Annotated in this window: 18 protein-coding genes; 6 read left to right on the plus strand and 12 right to left on the minus strand. The window is 69.7% G+C overall.

Going from position 1 to position 19838, the window contains the following annotated elements; all coding sequences use genetic code 11:
* Positions 1 to 53 precede the first annotated feature (53 nt).
* Together NL1_RS17785 and NL1_RS17790 are read left to right on the plus strand one after the other, a co-directional pair.
* Entirely contained in the window at positions 54 to 1334 is a 1281-nt protein-coding gene (locus NL1_RS17785; RefSeq protein ID WP_067840771.1) for a glycosyltransferase, read from the plus strand.
* A 73-nt stretch (positions 1335 to 1407) separates the two neighbouring features.
* Positions 1408 to 2163, plus strand: coding sequence for an ABC transporter permease (locus NL1_RS17790; protein WP_067840773.1), 756 nt, complete (start codon positions 1408 to 1410; stop codon positions 2161 to 2163).
* A 5-nt stretch (positions 2164 to 2168) separates the two neighbouring features.
* Here the strand turns inward: NL1_RS17790 and NL1_RS17795 are convergent, their stop codons facing one another.
* The 7 genes from NL1_RS17795 to ligD form a co-directional block, all read right to left on the minus strand.
* Positions 2169 to 2930, minus strand: a complete 762-nt coding sequence (locus NL1_RS17795) for a MerR family transcriptional regulator (RefSeq protein WP_067840842.1) — start codon at positions 2928 to 2930, stop codon at positions 2169 to 2171.
* 146 nt (positions 2931 to 3076) lie between these two features.
* Complete coding sequence (locus NL1_RS17800) at positions 3077 to 4582, minus strand: flavin-containing monooxygenase (protein WP_067840775.1); 1506 nt, start codon at positions 4580 to 4582, stop codon at positions 3077 to 3079.
* Positions 4583 to 4590: 8 nt separating this feature from the next.
* The gene (locus NL1_RS17805) at positions 4591 to 5520 is read right to left on the minus strand and encodes a ferritin-like domain-containing protein (protein ID WP_373862570.1); all 930 of its coding nucleotides are present in this window, start codon (positions 5518 to 5520) and stop codon (positions 4591 to 4593) included.
* A 1-nt stretch (position 5521) separates the two neighbouring features.
* Positions 5522 to 6421 (minus strand): SDR family NAD(P)-dependent oxidoreductase, encoded by a 900-nt coding sequence (locus tag NL1_RS17810; RefSeq protein ID WP_067840777.1) that lies wholly within the window; start codon positions 6419 to 6421, stop codon positions 5522 to 5524.
* A 1-nt stretch (position 6422) separates the two neighbouring features.
* Positions 6423 to 7409, minus strand: coding sequence for an alpha/beta hydrolase (locus NL1_RS17815; RefSeq protein ID WP_067840778.1), 987 nt, complete (start codon positions 7407 to 7409; stop codon positions 6423 to 6425).
* A 156-nt stretch (positions 7410 to 7565) separates the two neighbouring features.
* Positions 7566 to 8516, minus strand: a complete 951-nt coding sequence (locus NL1_RS17820; protein WP_067840780.1) for a D-isomer specific 2-hydroxyacid dehydrogenase family protein — start codon at positions 8514 to 8516, stop codon at positions 7566 to 7568.
* 173 nt (positions 8517 to 8689) lie between these two features.
* The gene (ligD, locus tag NL1_RS17825; protein WP_067840781.1) at positions 8690 to 9649 is read right to left on the minus strand and encodes a non-homologous end-joining DNA ligase; all 960 of its coding nucleotides are present in this window, start codon (positions 9647 to 9649) and stop codon (positions 8690 to 8692) included.
* A 115-nt stretch (positions 9650 to 9764) separates the two neighbouring features.
* Between ligD and NL1_RS17830 the strand changes: the two genes are divergently transcribed.
* The gene (locus NL1_RS17830; protein ID WP_067840783.1) at positions 9765 to 10016 is read left to right on the plus strand and encodes a DUF6364 family protein; all 252 of its coding nucleotides are present in this window, start codon (positions 9765 to 9767) and stop codon (positions 10014 to 10016) included.
* A complete protein-coding gene (locus tag NL1_RS17835) occupies positions 10013 to 10321 on the plus strand; it encodes a hypothetical protein (RefSeq protein ID WP_067840785.1) in 309 nt (102 codons plus the stop codon). The genes NL1_RS17830 and NL1_RS17835 overlap by 4 nt, the downstream gene beginning before the upstream one ends.
* Positions 10322 to 10717: 396 nt before the next feature.
* Here the strand turns inward: NL1_RS17835 and NL1_RS17840 are convergent, their stop codons facing one another.
* A complete protein-coding gene (locus NL1_RS17840; RefSeq protein WP_067840786.1) occupies positions 10718 to 12850 on the minus strand; it encodes a RecQ family ATP-dependent DNA helicase in 2133 nt (710 codons plus the stop codon).
* A gap of 201 nt (positions 12851 to 13051) precedes the next feature.
* Between NL1_RS17840 and NL1_RS17845 the strand changes: the two genes are divergently transcribed.
* Positions 13052 to 13534 (plus strand): hypothetical protein, encoded by a 483-nt coding sequence (locus NL1_RS17845; protein ID WP_067840788.1) that lies wholly within the window; start codon positions 13052 to 13054, stop codon positions 13532 to 13534.
* Positions 13535 to 13648: 114 nt separating this feature from the next.
* Here the strand turns inward: NL1_RS17845 and NL1_RS17850 are convergent, their stop codons facing one another.
* On the minus strand, positions 13649 to 14872 hold the full coding sequence (locus NL1_RS17850; RefSeq protein WP_067840790.1) for an RtcB family protein: 1224 nt from the start codon (positions 14870 to 14872) through the stop codon (positions 13649 to 13651).
* A gap of 314 nt (positions 14873 to 15186) precedes the next feature.
* On the opposite strand from NL1_RS17850, the gene NL1_RS17855 reads away from it, so the two are divergent.
* Positions 15187 to 16335: a GNAT family N-acetyltransferase gene (locus NL1_RS17855; protein ID WP_067840791.1), complete on the plus strand. Its 1149-nt coding sequence runs from the start codon at positions 15187 to 15189 to the stop codon at positions 16333 to 16335.
* Here the strand turns inward: NL1_RS17855 and NL1_RS17860 are convergent.
* The 3 genes from NL1_RS17860 to NL1_RS17870 form a co-directional block, all read right to left on the minus strand.
* Positions 16293 to 17393: an amidohydrolase family protein gene (locus tag NL1_RS17860; protein ID WP_067840793.1), complete on the minus strand. Its 1101-nt coding sequence runs from the start codon at positions 17391 to 17393 to the stop codon at positions 16293 to 16295. The two genes, NL1_RS17855 and NL1_RS17860, sit on opposite strands and share 43 nt — an antisense overlap.
* Positions 17393 to 18754, minus strand: a complete 1362-nt coding sequence (locus NL1_RS17865) for a type I glutamate--ammonia ligase (RefSeq protein ID WP_067840795.1) — start codon at positions 18752 to 18754, stop codon at positions 17393 to 17395. Before NL1_RS17865 ends, NL1_RS17860 begins: the two co-directional genes overlap by 1 nt.
* Positions 18755 to 18862: 108 nt before the next feature.
* On the minus strand, positions 18863 to 19741 hold the full coding sequence (locus tag NL1_RS17870) for a ribokinase (protein WP_067840796.1): 879 nt from the start codon (positions 19739 to 19741) through the stop codon (positions 18863 to 18865).
* Between the last annotated feature and the right edge of the window lie 97 nt (positions 19742 to 19838).

The raw sequence follows: 19838 nt of genomic DNA on the forward strand, positions 1-19838 counted from the left end.
GACGCAGGAGGTCCGATGAGGGAGAATCGCGCCGAGCGGCTGGAGGCGACGGCATGAGGGTGGCGATACCGCTGACCGGCACGCGCGGGGACGTTCAGCCCGCGGTCGCGCTCGGATTGGAACTGCGTCGCCGCGGCCACGAGGTGACCGTCGGCGCACCGCCGAATCTGATCGATTTCACCGCACGCGCCGGGCTCGCCGCGATCCCCTGCGGTCCGGATGTGCAGCAGCTGTATGCCTCCGACGAGGGGCAGCGGGCGCTGGCCGCGGGCAGCAGTTTCCGGTTGATGCAGCTGGTCGGCAAGCAGATGGCCGGCTACGCCGAGCGGATGAACCGGGAGGTGATCGAGGTCTGCCGCGACGCCGACATCATCGTCTCCACGTTGCTCACCGAGGATCGGGCCGCCTCGGTGGCCGAGGCGATGCGGGTGCCGATGGTGACCATGCACGGTTTCCCCGGCCGCAAGAACGGGGCGTATCCGTTCCCCGGCGCGCTGCCGCCGCGGTGGCGTCCGCCCGCCGCGGTCAACCGCGCCACCTGGACCCTGGCCGAGAACCTGCGGCGGGTGGTGTTCCTGCGCTACCTCGATCGATTGCGCCGCGAACTCGGCCTGCGCAGGTCGGCCGCGAGCCCGGCGGCCGTGCTGGACCGCCGCGGCGTGCCCGAGGTGCAGATCTACGACCGTGCGCTGGTGCCTGGTCTGGCCGAGGAGTGGGGCGAGCGCAGGCCGTTGGTCGGCTTCCTGCCGCTCGAACGATCGGCGCGCGAGGCGATCGGTGAACTCGCCGCCGATCACGGCGAGGTGCTGGCCTGGATCGCCGACGGCGAGCCGCCGGTGTACTTCGGATTCGGCAGCATGCCCATCAGGGACACGCACGCGGTGCTCGCCATCGTGGAGCAGGTGTGCGCACGGCTCGGCAGGCGCGGGCTGGTGAGCGCGGGATGGAGCGATCTGGACGCCGCGAACGCCGAGACCGGCCCGAACGTGCAGGTCGTCGGGCCGCTCGCGCACGACATCGTCTTCCCGCTGTGCGCCGCGGCCGTGCACCACGGCGGAATCGGCACCACCTTCGAGAGTCTGCGCGCGGGTCTGCCGACGCTGGTCTGCTCGGTGTCGTTCGATCAGCCGATGTGGGGCGGCCAGGTCGAACGGCTCGGGGTCGGCGCGCACCTGCCGTTCCGGCGGCTGGACGCCGAGCGGCTGACCGAGGGCGTGCGGATCCTGCTCGCCCCGGAGACCGGACAGCGGGCGAAAAGCCTGGCGGTGCAGCTGCATTCGAGCTCGGACGCGACCCGGCGCACGGCCGACATCGTCGAGCGGGCCGCGACGTGATCCGGTCCGCGCACTCCTCGGCCGCCCATCGCTCCGACGCGGACCGGACGACGCGCGGGCTCGCCCGTTGCGGATGAGGCGGGTGGCCGCGGCCGTCGCGGATTCCGCGGTCATGGCCCGGCGCGCGGCACGGCGCACCGTGCGCAGTCGCGACACCCTGGTTGTCTCGCTGCTGCTGCCGATCCTGATCATGCTGCTGTTCGTCTACGTGTTCGGCGGTGCGATCCAGGTCGGCATGCCCTACCTGGACTACGTGCTGCCCGGAATCATCTTGCTGTGCACCGGTTTCGGCGCGTCCATCACGGCGACGGCGGTGTCAGCGGACATGGTCTCGGGCGCCGTGGAGCGATTCCGCACGCTGCCCGCCTTCCGGCCTGCGCTGCTCGCGGGGCACGTGGGGGAGGGCGTCGTCCGGAATCTCGCCGCCGTCGGCATCGTGCTCGTGATCGCCGTCGCGCTCGGATTCCGTTCCGGCGCAGGGGTGCTCGACTGGGCCGCCGCGTTCGTGCTGATCGTGCTGTTCGTGCACGCCGTCACCTGGATCGCGGTCGCGCTCGGCGTGCTGGCCAGGAGTCCGGAGGCCGCGGGCGGATTCACCTACGCCATCATGTTCGTTCCCTACATCAGCAGCGCGTTCGTCCCGATCGACACCATGCCCGGCTGGCTGCGCGCGTTCGCCGCGAACCAGCCCGCCACTCCGGTGATCGGCACCGTGCGCGACCTTCTGACGACCGGCGGCAGCGGGCAGGCGGCCGCGGCGGTGCTGTGGTGCCTCGCGCTGACGATCCTCGGATATGCCTGCGCCACAGCGCTGTACGCGCGGCGATGAGTGCGTCAGGCGCCTTTGCCGGTGCGCTTGGCTTCCCGCTCGGCGGCGGTGGCGAGATACTCGCCGAGTTCGCGGCGCAGCGTCACGTCGAGCGAACGCGCCAGGGTGGCGTGCACCGAGGCGGTGGCCAGCTCCCGCATCTTGTTCAACATCGTTGTGGTCTCTCCGATTTCGCCGCTGGTCTGCGGCAGCCAGCCCGGACCGTGCTCGTCGATGATGTGCTGTTTGGCGGCGGTGATCATGATGTGGGTGATGTCGTCGATCCGGTCGGCGACCTTGGCGTAGATCTCGATGAGGGTGCGCAGTTCCAGGCCGTATTCGTGCAGTTCGGCGAAAGCGGCCAGCAGCTGCGTGTCGGTGAACACCACGGTCTCGCCCTCGACCCGGACCAGCTTCATCTCGGTGAGCCGGTCGACCAGATCGGCGGCCTCGGCGCCGAGCAGCGTGTCGATCAGCTCGCGCGGCACCTCGAAGGGCTCGGTCTTCGACCAGGAGGCGGTGACCGCGTGTTGCAGGCCGAGCACCTCGGTGAGGTCCTTGCCGGTCTCCCAGCTGGTGATGAAATCGGCGATGTGCGCGGTGGTGAAGCCGCGCTGCAGCAGCGCGTCGATCAGCCGCAGCCGGTCCAGGTGCGCCTCGCCGTAGATGCTGGCCCTGCCGTCCTTGCCGATCGGCGGCGGCAGCAGGCCGCGCTCCTGGTACGCGCGCACGTTGCGGGTGGTGGTGCCCGCCGCGCGGGCCAGATCGTCGATCCGATACTCGGCCACCGCGCTCACCTCCTCGCCCGCCGCGGCGCACCGGATGGCCGCGACCTTGATCGTCGAAAAGACCGAGTCTAGCGAGATGAGCCCGGCGGCACCGGCGTGGGCGCGCGCCGAGCTCATGTCGTTCCGGCGGGTCGGACGGCGGTCCGTCAGGAGACCGCCGCGATCCGGGCCGCCCGCGTGCCCGTGTCGGCCGACACCACGTGGTAATCCTCGAGCCGAAGAGTGCGCAACTGGCGCACGTACTGCGTCGCGAAGCCGGGATACATGGTGGCGTTGAAACCGTCGTCGGTCAGATACCAGCTGTGGCAGCCGGAGTTCCAGGTGGTCGCGGTGAGCCTGCGCTGGATGGCCGCGTTGTAGCGGTCCTGGCGGTCTCTGCGGACGTCGAGCATGCGTAGATCGCGGTCCAGGATGGTGCCGATCGCCCGGACCAGGTAGTCGATCTGGGCTTCCATGTACACCAGCGCCGAATTGTGGCCGGGCCCGGAGTTCGGCCCGAAGGTGAAGAACAGATTCGGATAGCCCGACACGGCGACGCTCTTGTACGCGTACGCGCCCCGCGACCACTCCTCGGCCAGCACCCGGCCGCCGCGGCCGGTGATCGGGATCGGCGTCCCGGCCTTGGACACGTCGAAGCCGGTCGCGAAGACGATGCAATCCGCTTGGTGCTCAACGCCTTCCGCGGTGCGGATACCGTGCGGCGCCAGGCGCGCGATCGGCCAGGTGATCAGTTTGCAGTTGTCGCGCTGCAACGCCGGGTAGTAGTCGTCGGTCATCAGCAGGCGCTTGCACCCGGCGCGGAAGTCCGGTGTCAGCTGGCGGCGCAGCCACGGATCACGCACCTGCCTGCGCAGCTGGGCCCGCCCGACCAGCTCGACGACCCGCGTCAGCGGGGTGTTCCAGACGACGCCGAGCGCCACCGACTCGTGCCCGTAGAACCACGCGCGCCTGGCCAGCGACTCCGCCGCGGGCACGTGCCGGTAGAGGGTCTTGGTGAGCGGGTTGGTCTGCCGGTTCACCCGGGGCAGCACCCACCCCGGCGTGCGCTGGAAGACCTTGACCGAGGCCGCCTTGCCGACCAGCTCGGGAACGATCTGCACCGCGCTCGCGCCGGTGCCGATCACCGCGACTCGCTTACCGGTGAAGTCGTAGCCGTGATCCCAACGGGCACTGTGGATCTTGTGACCCTCGTAGGTCTCGATGCCGCGGAGGGCAGGGAAACTCGCGTTGGCCAGCGGTCCGGAGGCGAGCACCACGGTGCGCGCCCGCACCGGTGCGCCGCCTTCGACCGCGATATCCCACGCGCCGGCGTCCTCGTCGAACGCGATTCCGGTGACGGTGCAACCGAATCGGACGTGCGGGCGCAGCCGGTACTCGGCCACCATCGCCTCGATGTAGCCGAGGATCTCCGCGCTGCCCGAATAGGTCTGCGACCAGTTCGGGTTCGGCGCGAAGCTGTAGGAGTAGAGCCGCGACGGAATATCGCAGGCCGCACCGGGATAGGTGTTGTCGCGCCAGGTGCCGCCGAGCGCGGTGCCGCGCTCCAGGATGGCGAAGTTCTCGATGCCGCGTTGCTTCAACCGGATCGCGGCGCCGATACCGGCGAAGCCACCGCCGATCACCGCGACGTCGAGCGTCTGTGCGTTGGTCATGTCGTCCCTCATGCCGCCGGCTCGTAGGTGATTTCCTTGGCCCAGCTCGGGTCCTTGCGCAGCAACCGCTTCGGCACCCGCGCGGTGATCTTGACCAGGGCGTCGGCCAGCAGGTGATACGGATGGTCTCGGTTGACCACCCAGCCGCCGTGCATCTTCACGATCTGATACATCGGCAGCCTGCGAGCGAAATCGCTGCGCTCACCGACGTTGCGATAGCGCTTCAGCGCGGTGTAGAGCTTCTCCTCGTCCACGCCCATCGCGACGATGTTGTCGCGCATCTTGTTCAGCAGCGGCACATAGCTCAGCACACCGATGAGGAAGGTCGGCTTGACCCAGCCGCCGACCAGCTCGATGAGCAACTTGCGCATCTCGGCGTGCCCGAGCAGGTCCATCACCGCGAAATCGACGGCCAGATGGCGGGATTCGTCGGCGTTGATCCGCTTGAACGCCTCCTGGCAGACCGGATCCTCGATCTCGTCCATGATGAACTTCACCAGCGCGCCGTCCAGCGCCACCTCGAGCATCGGGATCACGGTGCCGAGGAACGACAGCGACATGTCGTCGGAGTACCTGTCCAGGAAGTCGATGACCAGCTTGACGTTCACGTTCGGCTGCGGGATCTCGTCGCCGTCGAGCATGTCCCAGCGGCGCATCAGCGCCAGTTCGGCGTTGGCGTGCTTCTGTTCCTCGGCGTGGAAGTAGCGATAGATCTCGCGCAGGGTCTCCGTTGGCGCCTTCTTGGCCATGGCGGCGAAACCGCGGGCGCCGACGTTCTCGATCCACATGAGGTCGGCCATGAACGGCTTCAGGCGGGCATGCAGTTCGGGGGAGATGGTCTCGGCGCCGGGGGCGTCCCAGTCGATGTCGGCCAGGGCCCACTGGCGGTCCTTGATCTTGCGGAGCATGTCCTCGAAGTCCATAGCGATGGCGGCCATGTCAGACTCCTGTCTTGTCGGTGACCGCGGCGCGGTCCGGGGTGGTCGAATCGTCCTGCGGCAGGAGCCTTTCCAGCAGCCCGAGGACGAAGGTGTACTGCGCGGGGAAGTAGCGCTTGAGGCGCCAGATCAGGTGCGCGTCGAGTTGCGGCAGGACGTAGAGGCTGCCGCGGTCGTTGGCGTCGAGGGTGACGCGGGCGACGTGTTCCGGGGTGAAACCGGTCCAGCGCATGAGGGTTTCGGCCAGCTTCATGGACTGCGCGGTGATGCGACCGTCCTTGGCGACGTTGGTCTTGACGAAGGTCGGGCACAGCACGGTGACCGCGACCCCGCTGCCGCTCAGTTCGGCGGCCATGGTCTCGGACAGCGAGAGCACCGCGGCCTTGGAGGTGTTGTAGACGGCCATGGACGGCGCGGCCGCGAAACCGGCCGCCGAGGCGACGTTGACAATGCCGCCGTGCCCCTTCTCCCGCAGCATCGGGGTGAAGATCTCGCAGCCGTGCACCACGCCCCACAGGTTGATGCCGAGCGCCCACTCCCAGTCGGCGAAACCGATGGCGCCCACGGGCTTTCCGCCGATGCCGACGCCCGCGTTGTTGATCACCAGCGAGACCGGCTGGTCGAAGACGGACTCGGCGAACCGGGCGAGCACCTCCACGTCCGCGCGCCGGGACACGTCGCAGCGGAAGGCGTACGCGACGCCGGGACGGGTGCGCTCGATGAGCGCGACCGTCTCCTCAGCGCGTGCCTGGTCGATATCGGCGCAGATCACCTGACCGCCACGGGCCGCGAGTTCGACCGCGAAGGCGCGGCCGATGCCGCTGCCCGCCCCGGTCACCACGGCTCGCGCGCCGTGGCTGCGGCGCGCCCGAAGGCTCAGCGGCACAATTCTTTCCAACATCTCAGCTCACCTGTTCCACATCGGTGCGCGCGGCCAATGCCGCGCCGAGGAATTCCGCCGCCCGGCGCAGCGCCAGGTCGGCCTCCGGAACCAGCCGGGGCAGCGCCTGGAAGACGTGCACCTGGCCCGGCCAGATCTCCAGCTCGCAGGCGCCGCCCGCGGCGCGCACCATCTCGTGCAGCCGCCGGGCATCCGCGCTGAGCATCTCGGCGCCACCGGCCTGCACCAGGATCGGCGGCAGCTCGATGCCCGAGGGCACGGTGAGCCGCAGCCTCGGCGCGTCGGCGGGCAGCCCGCGGGTGTACTGGCGGGGCAGCCGGGCGGCGGCGCGGGCCGAGATGACCGGATCGCGCTTGCGTCGTTCCTGTTCCGCGGCGAGCGTCAGGGTGAGATCGAGCAGTGGGGAGAACATCGCCACGGCGGCGGGCTGCGGCACCGACCGGGTCCCGTTCTGCACCAGGAGATCCAGCGCGAGGTGGCCGCCCGCCGAATCACCGGCGATGGCAATGTCTTTCGCCGCGTAGCCGCTCTTCAGCAGCCAGTGGTAGCCCGCGGCCACATCGTCGGCCGCGGCGGGGAAGCGGTGCTCGGGAGCGAGCCGGTAGTCGGTGAGGAACACCGGCAGACCGGTGTCGCGGGAGAGCCGTGCGGCGAGCCCACGGTGCGTCTGCGCCGAACACAGGACGTACCCGCTGCCGTGGATGTAGTAGATGGCCCGCTTTCCGAACTCGACACCGGCCGCCCGTACCCATTCGCCCCGCACCGTGCCCGCGCGGACCTGGCTGACGCGGGTGCCGGACGGTGGCGGTCCGCCCGCCGCCATGATCGTCGCGATCAGCTTGCGCGCGAACCAGATGCCCGTCGTGTTCAGGGGAATGGCGCAGTTCAGCGGCCGCAATCCGTACTCGGCGGCCGCGGCGGCAACACCGGCGCGCAGCGACGGCGCGGCGGGAACGCCGGGGACCGAGGTCCTCGTTGACCTTGTCATGGAGTTAAGGATCATCTGGCAATGTGCCATTTGTCAATGGCAGATTGAGAACGCTGGTGTCACGGTGGGATCGCAGAGGTCGGATGTGCGCGAGCGTCGCGTCGGCGGGACGTGTACGACTACGGCGTCGTGGCCGGGAGAAGCCCGAGACCGGGATCAGTACCCGCGCGCGGGATCGATCGGGGCCAGTAGTTCGCGTCCTTCCACGAAGCGGACGACGTTCGCCTCGACGTGGTCGGCGAAGGCCGCGAAACGCAGCTGCGGTGGATTCGAATCATGTGGCGTCACAATGGCATTCGGCAGCACCCAGAGCGGATGTCCGTCGGGCAGCGGCTCCGGGTCGGTGACGTCGAGCCCGGCGCCGCCGATCGCGCCGGAAGCGAGTGCCGCCACCAGCGCGTCGGTGTCGACCAGGCTGCCGCGGGCCACGTTGATCACCCACGAGGAGGGCTTCAACCGGGCCAGGACGTCGGCGCTGATCAGGTGCTGGGTATCGGCGGTCGCGGGCGCGGCCACCACCACGTGATCGGTGCGCGGCCACACCTTGGACACCTGCGCGGCGGAGATCGTCTCGACAGTCGGCGGAATGCCGGGGCCGGTGACCGGTCGCCCGGACCGATTCACCGCGATGATGTGCGCGCCGAGCGGGATCAGCATCGGAATCAGCGCGCGGCCGATACCGCCCGCGCCCACGATGGCGACGGTCTTGCCGCGCAAGGTGCCGACGTGTGGGAAGAAGTCTTGCTGGCGCCAGCTGCCCGCGCGCAGGTGCTCGGGCAGATAGCGCACACCGGCGAGCAGCATCATCAGCGCGTGCTCGGCCACGCTCGCGGCGAAAGCGCCTGCGGCGGAAGTGAAAAGGACGTTCGGATGCCGGGTGATCAGGCCGCCGGTGAACCAGTCCTCGACGCCGGCCGCGGGCAGCTGCACCCACTCGACGGAGCCGGGCAGCCGCTCTGGGAACTCGCCGGGGCCGCCCGCCCAGATCAGGGCCCTGGCGTCGGCGAGGTCGCTGAGCATGGCGCCACCCTCGGTGACCGCCTTCTCCAGCAATGTCGGCGCGGGCTGGGTGGGACAGATCGCGATCGGTACTGGCGTCTCGTTCACGACCGCGCCTCGCTGACGCTCGGCTCCGTCGTGCGCGAGGGCACGTTGTGTCGTCGGTTCGCTCGCTGACGCTCACTCACGACCGCGGACCTCCTTCACCCGTAGCGGCCCGCGCTCGGACCGACTGCTCGCCACCGCGACGTTAGCACCAGGACGCTGTGTGCACCTGCGTCCTACGAGTCGTCCTCCGGCGGGTCCGCTTCGATCCGGTCCCGGTCGGCCCACTCCAGCAGCTTGTCGATGGCGAAGACGGCATCGTCGATCCCGGCGTGCAGGTCGCCGACCTCGGCGTAGCGGGCGGGCACGGTCTTCATGGTGAAGTCGTGCGGGTCGATGTCGGGGATCTCGTCCCAGCGGACCGGCGCGGAGACGGTCGCCTCCGGCACGCCGCGCACCGAGTAGGCCGCGGCGATGGTGTGGTCGCGTGCGTTCTGGTTGTAGTCGACGAACAGCAGTTTCGGATCGCGGTCGCGCCGCCACCATGCGGTGGTGACGTCGTCGGGGGCGCGGCGCTCCACCTCGTGCGCGAACGCCAGTGCGGCCCTGCGCACGTCGGCGAAACCCCACTCCGGCGCGATCCGCACGTACACGTGCAGGCCCTTGCCGCCGGAGGTCTTCGGCCAGCCCACGGCGCCGAGTTCGTCGAGCACCTCGTGCACCACGCCCGCGACGCGCTGCACCCGCGACCACGGGCAGTCCGGCATCGGGTCCAGGTCGATGCGCCACTCGTCGGGACGTTCGGTATCGGCGCGGCGGGAGTTCCACGGGTGGAACTCGACCGTCGACATCTGCACCGCCCAGATCACGTCGGCCAGTTCTCGCACGCACAGCTCATCGGCATGGCGGCCGTAGCGCGGGAAGAAGACCCGCACCGTCGGAATCCACTCCGGCGCGCCCTGTGGCAGGCGCTTCTGGTGCACCTTGCCGCCCGCCAAGCCCTCGGGGAAGCGGTGCAGCATGCACGGACGGTCGCGCAGGGCGTTGACGATGCCGTCGCCGACGCTCAGGTAGTACTGCACGAGGTCGAGCTTGGTCGCACCGGTCTCGGGGAAGTACACCCGATCCGGGTTCGAGATGCGCACCGCGCGGTCACCGACGTCCAGCTCGATGGCCGGGGTGGACTTGCTGGCCACGGTCAGAGCTTAATGGCGCGGCGTGACGGCGTCCGTCGAAAATCGTGCAACCCGGCGTCCGATCGGTATGCCGTCGCGGTTCCGCGCGATGCACCGTTCTGGTATGCATGAAAGTATGAGCAAGGCGACGCGCATCACGGTGACCCTGGATCCGCAGGTCGCCGAATGGGCCAAGCAGGCCGCCGAGCGTCAGAATCGCAGCCTGTCGTCGCTGATCAACGCGTCGCTGCGCAGCGCGCTCGTGCACGACAGTCTGACCAGCCTCACCGTCGACGACGCCGCCGACCTGGCCGCCGCCCACGATGAACTCGACCTCACCGAGTCGGCCGCCGCCGACGCCCGCCGCCGCTCCCGCGGTGCCGCATGAGGCGCGGCGAAATCTGGAGCTACGCACCGACTCTCAGCGACGGCACCCCCTTCCCCCGGCGCAGCACGGTGGTGCTGGTCTCCGACCCGGCCGTCATCACGTCGCCGTACCGCTGGCTGCACGTCGTCCCGGTCGTCGCGAGCGATCCCGGCCATGTGCTCGGGGTGTACACCGAACACGGCTGGGCGGACGCACTGGAACTGCACCGCGCTTACCGGCCGTGGCTCACCGAGAAACTGGGGAAGCTGACCGCCGCGGAGAGCGAGTCGCTCGACGCGAGCCTGCGCGCGACGTTGAGTCTGTAGGCGAGCGCCAGCGCCGCATCGAACTTGCGGACTGGCCTGGTCGCGGCGGGATCGCTGCCAGCAGCGGCCGGACCAGGAGCACGGATTGCCGCCGCGCCTCCTATCCGAGCCAACGCTGTTCAGGGAGCTGAGAGCAGCGGGAATTGTGCTGCGGCAGTGCCTGCTCAGAATCGACGGTAGTCAAAAGGCGGCTTACCAAGATCGACTAACCGCCATGTGACTACCGTCGAATCCATTTCTCTATCGACGGGAGAGAAATGGTGGTTGCCCCCTAGGCAACGCGCCGGACCACCTCGACGCCGCAGCTCGAAACGCAACCACAGCCGGTCAACCCCGCTGGAAGCCCCGATCGCGGGACCATCGAGGGGTGAGCCGCGGGCAAGGCGGCAGGCGTGATTACGTGACCGAGGCCAGAGCGAAGGGCAGCACGGCAGGCGCGCCCGCTCGGCGGAGGGCGTGGGCTGCGAGGGTGAGGGTCCAGCCGGTGTCGGTGCGGGCGTCGACCAGCAGGACCGGGCCATCGAGGCCGGAGAGATCGGGGACCTCCCACGAGTCGTAGAGACCGGCGACGCGGTGTGCGGAGTTGGCGGCCGAGACCGGCGGGCGGCCGGGGTGGGTCGCCAGGGTGCCGAGGTCGCGGAGTCTGCCGACCTCGGCAAGGCGGGCGGCGAGGGTGGCGGTCAGCACGGGATGGCGCACGGGGGCGAGGGCCATGACCGAGGTGGGGCGGGTGGACCAGTCCCACTCGCGCAGGACCGCGATGCAGGCGTCGAATACCGCGTCGGGCACAGGATCGTCGGGGGCATCCAGCAGGGCGCGAAGGCGTTGGCCCCAGCCGAGATCGGTGAGCCTGCCGAGCACGCGGCCGGTCTCCGCGCCGTCACCGATCTTGCCCGACAACGGGATACCGAGCTTGGCCATGCCGGTCGGCCACTGTTTGCGCGGCGCGAGGTCCAGCCCGGGGCGATCCAGGCGGGCGCGGGTGGCGGCGACCGCGTCCGCGGCGACCGTGGCGTCGGGGCGCGTCCCGGTGCAGTTGTCGCAGCGGCCGCAGCCCGGTGCTTGTCCGTCCAGTGCGGGCAGGCCGGGGTCGTCGAGTTGGCGGCGCAGGAAGTTCATCCGGCAGCCGGTGGTCGACTGGTAGTCCAGCATCGCCTGCTGTTCGACCTCGCGGGCGGCGGACAGGCGTTCGTAGCGTTCGGTGTCGTAGACCCAGGGCTCGCCGGTGCCGATCCAGCCGCCGCGGACCCGGCGCACCGCGCCGTCCACGTCCAGCACCTTGAGCACCATCTCCAGCCGGGAACGGTTCAGCTCCACCAGCGGCTCGAGCGCCGCGGTCGACAGCGGACGGTCCCGGTCCAGGGCGTCGAGCACGCTGCGCACGATGTGCTCGCGCGGGAAGGCCACCGAGGCGAAGTAGCTCCAGATCCGGGTGTCCTCCGGGCCTGGCAGCAGCACCACCTCGGCGCGTTCGGTACCGCGTCCGGCGCGGCCCACCTGCTGGTAGTAGGCGATCGGCGACGAGGGCGCGCCGACGTGCACGACGAAACCGAGATCGGGTTTGTCGAACCCCATGCCGAGCGCGGAGGTCGCGATGAGCGCCTTGACCTCGTTGCGCAGCAGCGCCGATTCCAGCGCCTCGCGTTCGGCCGGATCGGTCTGCCCGGTGTAGGCCGCGACCGTGTGGCCGTGTGAGTTCAGCACGTCGGCCAGGTCGTGGGCGGCCGCCACGGTCAGCGTGTAGACGATGCCGGAGCCGGGCAGCCGGTGCAGGTGGCCGCTCAGCCAAGCCGTGCGTTCGACCGCGTCGTCCACGCGCACCACCGACATGTGCAGCGACTCCCGGTCGAGCGTGCCGCGCAGGACCAGGGTGTCGGTGCCGATCTGGGTGGCGACGTCGGTGACCACGCGGTCGTTGGCGGTGGCGGTGGTGGCAAGCACCGGCACGTCCGAGCCGAGGTCGGCGATCAGAGTGCGGATGCGGCGATAGTCGGGCCGGAAATCGTGGCCCCAGTCGGAGACACAGTGCGCTTCGTCGATGACCACGAGACCGGCGTCGGCGGCCAGTTTCGGCAGCACCTGATCGCGAAAGTCCGGATTGTTCAGCCGTTCCGGGCTCACCAGCAGCACGTCGATCTCGCCACGGGCGACCCGGTCATGGATCTCGTCCCACTCGGTGACGTTGCCCGAATTGATGGTCGCCGCGACCACCCCCGCGCGCTCGGCCGCCGCTACCTGATTGCGCATGAGCGCAAGCAGCGGCGACACGATCACCGTCGGACCACGGCCCTCGGCGCGCAGCAGCTTCGCCGCGATGAAGTACACGGCCGACTTGCCCCACCCCGTGCGCTGCACGACCAGGGCGCGCTGCCGCCGCACCACCAGCGCCTCGATCGCGGTCCACTGATCCTCCCGCAGCCGCGCGCCCGCCCCCGCCAGCTCGCGCAGCAGTGTTTCGGCCCGCTCCCGCAGGTCGGAAGCGGTGCCGTCGATCGCGAAACTCTCCTCGGCCGTGGTCACGCGTTCCATCGTGCCCCACCCCACCGACACCCGCCGCCGCCCGCCCCCACTACCCACGCCGACCCACACCGGCGAGCGGTGTCGCGCGAAGTCCCGATCCGCCCGCCGAACCGGCGCCCGCGCGGGATCATCGTGGTACTCCGTGGCCGCACTGAAGCGACGCTGCGGGGCGACAATGAACCGCGATGGCGGGATCGCAGGAGGCGAACGATGTCGTACCAGTACCAGCCGCCCCCGAACTGGACCCCGCCCGGCGCCCAGTTCCGCACCAGCGGGAACGTCGGACGCACGCTGGTCGCGGTGCTGGCCGGGTTGGTGGTGACGCCGATCGGGATCGCGCTGGCCGCGCACGGCGCCGCCGATACCAGGCAGTGGGTGATTCTCGGTGACACCGCCGACCGCCTCGGCTCGACCTTCCAGATCATCGGCGGCGCAGCGCTTCTGCTCTTGGTCGCCGCGCTCGCGGCCTACTCGCCGGTGGGGACGATCCTGGCGGGCCTGGTCTGGGGCGTATTCCCCGGCATCGTCTATTTCCTGTTCCCGGACGACACTTTCCGCTTGATCGACGGCCTGCCCTTGCTCTCCGCCGAGACCCGTCTGGCGGTGCACGCCTGGGTGATCAACGGCAGCATCTTCCTGGCGGGCGTCCTACTCGTCGGCGCGGGCATCGCAGGCACCTTGCGCCGCCGCTGAATTCGGCGCGCGACCGCGCGATGTCGGCACGCACTCACCACGCGCTTCGGTCGGCCGACGAGGGTCTCGCGGGACGACCACCCGCGAGACCCTCGCGCACACCGAATCCCGTTCTCACCCCTTGACGCAGAGGACCTGGCGCAGCGTCGCGACGACATCGACCAGATCGTGCTGTGCCTCGATCACCTCGTCGATGTTCTTGTACGCCGCCGGAATCTCGTCCACCACGCCGGCGTCCTTGCGGGACTCGACGCCCTCGGTCTGGGCGATCAGGTCCGCGACGGTGAACTGCTTCTTCGCCGCGGTCCGGCTCATCCGGCGGCCCGCGCCGTGCGCCGCGGACTCGAACGAGGCCGGATTTCCCTTGCCGCGCACCACATAGGAGCGGGTGCCCATCGAACCGGGGATGAGCGCCAGGTCACCGGCGCCTGCCCGAACCGCGCCCTTGCGCGTGACGAGCATCGGAATCCCATCGATCAGTTCCTCCGCCACGTAGTTGTGGTGGCAGGAGATGGGCGTCTCGAAACGCACCTCACGACCGGCGAATTCGTCACGCACGGCACGGCAGATCAGCGCGAGCATCACCGCGCGATTGCGCGCGGCGTACTCCTGCGCCCAGGTGAGGTCGTGGCGGTAGGCATCCATTTGCGGTGTGCCGGAGAGGAATACCGCCAGATCTCGATCGGGCAGGTCCTTGTTGTGCGGCAGGCTGCGCGCGACCGTCATATGGCGTTCGGCGAGCTCCTTGCCGATATTGCGGCTACCGGAGTGCAGCAGGATCCACACCTGGTCGTTCTCGTCCACACACACTTCGATGAAGTGGTTGCCGGATCCCAAGGTGCCCATCTGCTTGTGCGCCTTGGACTCTCGCGCGCTGACACCCTTGTCCAGAGTGGTGAACGAACCCCAGAACCGGTCCCACCCCGACCGCAGGGTGGCGGTGCCCGCGCCGAGCGCCGACGCCTCGGCGCCGACCTTGCCGATATTGACCGGGTCGTCGTGCGCGTGGAAACCCACCGGCACGGCGGCCTCGATCCGCCTCCGCAGGGAATGCAGGTTGGCGGGCAGGTCGGCGGCCGTCAGATTCGTCCGCACGCTCTCCATGCCGCACCCGATGTCCACTCCGACGGCCGCGGGCGCCACCGCGTTCTTCATCGCGATGACCGACCCGACCGTCGCCCCTTTGCCCAGGTGCACGTCCGGCATCACGCGCACCCCGTGCACCCACTCGAGTTGCGCGATGTTCCGCAGCTGCCGCAGCGCGGCAGGCTCGATATCGTGCTCATTGGCCCACATCAGCGTCTGCGCTCGGGTACCGCGCAGCTCGACGGGAAACATCGGTCTACCTTCTTTTCTTTCTCTTTCGACAGTTCCACCGTAAAGACTGGTTGACCGCTCCGCACTCGATTAAAACGCGCCGCCACCCGGCCGCGACGCATCAGAACAGCGCCCTGTGACCCGCCGCTTCCGAGGCCCACCTCGACGCGATTCGCCGTCCCGATTCGTCGCCCGACTTACCCTGAAACGGAGGATGCCGTCCGGCGTAGGGGGATGACCTGTTCGGGAAGCTGCGACGCCTGTACCGGCGCTATGCGAATACCTTCAACGTCCTGCTGACCCTGATCGTCCTGGTCGCCTGGCTGCTCGGACCGGTGCTGCTGAACATCCTGACCCTCGGCCAGTCCTACATCATTTCGATCGCGGTCGTGCTGCTGATGCTGACGTCGATCCAGGATTACCTGAACGACCTGATCGGACCGGAGAGCATCAGCGTCGTCGCGGCCCAGTCCGCGAACAATCAGGCCATCATGCGGCTGCTTCTCAATCAGAAGGTGCAGAGCGTCCGCATGATCGAATACGACAGCGAATCGGTCAAAGCGCTGATCTTCTTTTTCCTGGACAAGGGCGCGAATGTGCACTGTCTGCTCCAGCACCCGGATTCCGCGGTGAACGAAAGCCAGCGCAGGCGTCTGATCTTCCAGATCGTGACCAAGCACGAGGAGTACGCCGGATACGAGGACCGGATCACCTTCTCCTATTACCGCGACACGGCCTCGGTGCGCGGCAGGCAGGTCGACGACACCCTCATTTCGCTCGGCTGGTACACCTACGATCGCAGGCCCGGTATCGCGGGCCGTCAGGTCTGGGGACACAACAATCCCGCGGTGCTCACCGATCAGCAGAGCGCCGAGGGTAGGGTGCTCGTCCAGTTCTACGATTCTCTGTTCGGAAATCTGCTGGCGAATTCGGAACCGTGGGAGGAAGTCGTGTCGCGGTACGAGCTCTACATTCGCAGCAGCGGCGCGAGCGGTTCGGCGCGCCAGCTGCGGTTCGAGGTCGAGCTGGGCAGGATCGACGATCGATATCAACTGCCCAACGGCGTCACGCTGGCCACCTCGGGAAGCGGAGACCTCGCGGCCATTTCCCGCACCGAACTGCTGCCCGTCTTGAGTTCGGCGTTCGACGATCGCCGGTGGGACGTGGCCGCGATTTCGGACGGCGTACTCGATCCCGCGACGTGTCGGCTGGCGATCTGCGCGCGCAGCAGCGCCGACGATCGGCTGGTCGGATTCGTCTCGGTGCACTCCACCGGGACTCCGGAGGTCGCCAAGCTGCACTGGCTCGCCGTGGACACCGGGTGGCGCGGGCATGGCATCGGCAACGCCATGGTGCGGGCCGCGTGCGGCTTCGCGATCTCGCACGGATACACCCGGATGACGTTGCGCACCGAGGATTTCCGCGTCGCGGCGATCGCGCTCTACCGCGGGCTGGGTTTCCGCGAGGTGTCGGAGAACGGGTAATCCTTGGCGGCGTTGCCGTGGGCGAGGGTGGAGACGAGCGTTTCGGCATCGGCCACGGTGAGGACATCGTCGGCCAGCCATTCGTCGAGCAGCCTGCCGAGGGCGTCGCGCCACAGCACGGCGCCGAGGTAGTGCAGCTCGGGAAGCCCGTAGCCGTCGGAGGAGTAGAGCAGCGAGCGGAAGGGCGCGAGTTCGAGGGTTTCGGCCAGCACCGTCCGCGCGCCGCGCCCGACGTGCGGAATAGCGAGCCCGAGATCCATCCGGACGTGCTCGAAGACGTGGGCGAGGTAGGCGGCGTTGCGGTGGTACGGCCAGCAGTGCAGCAGCACGACCGTGAGCCCGGTGTGCGCGGTCGCGCGCAGGAAGTCGGTGAGCAACAGCGGGTCGGCGCGGTGCAGGCGCAGGTCGGGGTCGCCGAAGCCGGTGTGGATCTGTAGCGGGAGGGCGAGTTCCGCGCCGAGGCGTGCGCCGAGTCCGACGAGCCAGCCGAGCGTGGCCGGGTCGGTGAGGCGATGTTCGGGCTCGAGCACCGGCGGCGGCGTGCTCGTCAGCGGGAAGTCCAGGCCGGTTCGGTAGGCCGCCACCGTCTTGAGCCCCGCCGCGCCCGCGGCCCGTTCGCGCACGGCGGCCTCGATCCGGTCGAAGGCCTTCGCGGTGCCGCCCACCTCGGCGACGACCTGTTCGGCGACCTGCTCGAGCCGCACGATCTCGCCGACCTCACCGCCGGCCAGCCCGCCGAACTCGGCCAGGTCGGTGAGCCCGGCGGGCAGTCCGGTGTCGACCAGCCAGCGCGCCGTCCCCGCCGCGCCGAGCAGCCGCGTGGTCACTTCGCGCCAGCCGAGATCGGCGCGGCGCGTCAGGTACGCGTCCGCGCCGGTGTGCGGCGGCAGGTCGAGCACCGGTGCGCACCAGCGCCGGACGGCGAGCCCGAGGGCCGAATCGAAGCTGCCGCGCGGGCCTTCGCCGAGCAGCGACTCGAAGCCGGGACGGTCCAGATCGGCCGACGTGACGCCGTGGCAGTGCTGGTCGGTCAGCGTGACGTCGTCGGTCAGCGCCATCAGAACCGCCAGAGGGTGTGTGCGACGAGCTCTTCCGGTGTGGAGTCGCGGTAGCGCTCGGCCTCGGCGCGCCGGACGGTGAGCAGCGCGTCGTGCAGTTCGGGTCCCATGGCTTCGGCCAGCACCGTGGAGGCGGCCAGCTGCTCGGCGGCCTGCGCGGCATCGGTCGGCAGTCTGGGCACGTGGTTCTCGGGTGCGAAAGTTGCGGGGTCACCGGTGATTTCGTTGGGCAGGGGCAGGCCCTCCGCGACTCCGGCGAGCCCGGCGGCGATCACCGCACCGACGACGAGATACGGGTTGCCCGTCCCGTCGAAACATTTCACCTCGGCATTGGCGGCCCAGCGCTCGGTCCCGCGCACCCCGGTGACGAAACGTAGTGCCGCCTCCCGTGTTTCGCGTCCCCAGCACTGCCATATCCCGGCCCACCGGGACGGCTCCAGTCGCAGGAAGCTGGCCGGATTGCCCGCGCCGACCGCGACCAGTGCGGGCAGTTCCCGCAGCACACCGGCGAGAAACGACGCGCCCGTCTCCTGTATGCCGTAGGGGCCTGTGCCGTCGGCGAACAGCGAACCGTTCTCGTCGTGCACCGAGAGATGCAGGTGCGCACCGGAACCCGCGTTGCCGGGGGAGAGGCAGGGCGCGAGCGTCGCGCGCCAGCCGTACTGCTCGCTGAGCCGACGGATGGTGTGTCGCAGCAGCACGGCCTCGTCGGCCGCTGAGACCGGATCGGTGGGCGCGATGGAGATCTCCAGTTGCGACGCCGCGTATTCCGGGTGGAACTGTTCCACGGTGAGGCCCTGTCGATGCAGCAGGCGCACCAATTCGCGGGCGTAGTCCGCGACTTGGCCGAGCCGGATGATGCCGTAGCCGGGCCCGTGAACGGCGGGGGTGAAGCAGGTCTCGTCCTCGGCCCGGCCCAGCGCCCACTCGGTCTCGAACGCCATCGACAGCCGCAGTCCCGCCTGTCGCGCCGCCTCCACCTGCCGCGTCGCGAAACCGCGCTGGCAGGCCGCGAATCGCGTGCCGTCCTGGGTGTATTTGTCGGCGGGCGCCCACGCCCACCCGGGTTGACCGGCGAGTTCGGTGAGCGCGCCGAGATCGGGGATCAGACGTAGGTCGCCGTCGGGTCCGCCGAGATAGCGGCCCACCGTCATCAGATCATCGAAACCGAAGGTCTCGAAACACGGTGAGACGCCGACGCCGAAGCGCGCCGCATGCGCCAGCCGCGTGGCGGGCACCGTCTTCACCCTGGTGATGCCCGCGTTGTCCACGAAGGACAGCGCGACCATCTCGGCGTCGACGCGATCGATGAGCGTCGCTGCTTCGCCGTCGGCCGGAATGCGCTCGGGCATGGTGGGCATGAATCCCAACGATAGGCGCTGCGCGGTGCGGTCGCGGGAAACCCGGGTGGGCGCGCCGAAGCGGCCATCACCGGCTGCGCGCACGCCCGCGGCGACAGAGCAGTACGGCTAGTTCGCGTGTTCGTTCAGCAGGGTCTCGATGTGCTCCCGGTCCGGGATCGCGTCGCTGGCGCCGAGCTGGGTGGTGGCGAGAGCACCTGCGGCACAAGCCCATTGCAGTGCGGCGAGGGGCCCGAGGTGCCAGGCGGCGGCCAGTGCGCCGGTGAAGGCGTCGCCCGCGCCGGTGGTGTCGATGACGTCCACCGGGACGCCGGGCACCGACAGCTCGGTACCGTCCGGGCCGCGATAGGTCGCACCGGCCGCTCCCCGGGTGACCACCAGGTGCGCGACCGCGTGCAGCGCCCCGCCGAGCTGGGCGGCCTCGCCGGAATTCACCACGGCCACCTCGACGTCCTCCCACAGCTCGGACGGAAGATGTTGCGCGGGTGACGGATTGAGCATCACGACGGTGCCGTTCGCACGCGCGTGCCGCGCCGCGGCGGCGACGGTCGGCACCGGAATCTCCAACTGGCACAGCAGCACATCGGACGCGGCGATCACCGCGAGATCGTCGTCGGTCAGCTCGGTGAGCGCCGCATTCGCCCCGCCCACCACGATGATGCTGTTCTCACCCGTGCTGTCCACCACGATCGCGGCGATCCCGCTCGGCCCCGGCACCGTGCGCAGCCGGTCGGCGCCGACGCCCGACTCGGTGAGCACCCGGCGCAGATCGCCGGCGAACACGTCGGATCCGACCGCGCCGAGAAACGCCACCGCGCCGCCCGCCCGCCGCGCCGCGATCGCCTGATTCGAGCCCTTGCCACCGGGCACCATGGCGAACTCGCTGCCGAGCACCGTCTCCCCGGGTGCGGGCCGTCGCCGGGTGGTGGTGACCAGATCCATGTTGATGCTGCCGAGCACGGCGATCGCGGGGGCGTCAGCGGTCATACCGCCGGACGGTAGTCCCCGGTCGCTCCGCCCGCACGCAACCGAACGGCACATCCGCACGCGGGGCTGCTCGAGTGGTGGAAAGCGCCGCCGACCC

This window comes from Nocardia lijiangensis NBRC 108240 (assembly GCF_001613045.1).
Classification (GTDB): Bacteria; Actinomycetota; Actinomycetes; order Mycobacteriales; family Mycobacteriaceae; genus Nocardia; species Nocardia lijiangensis.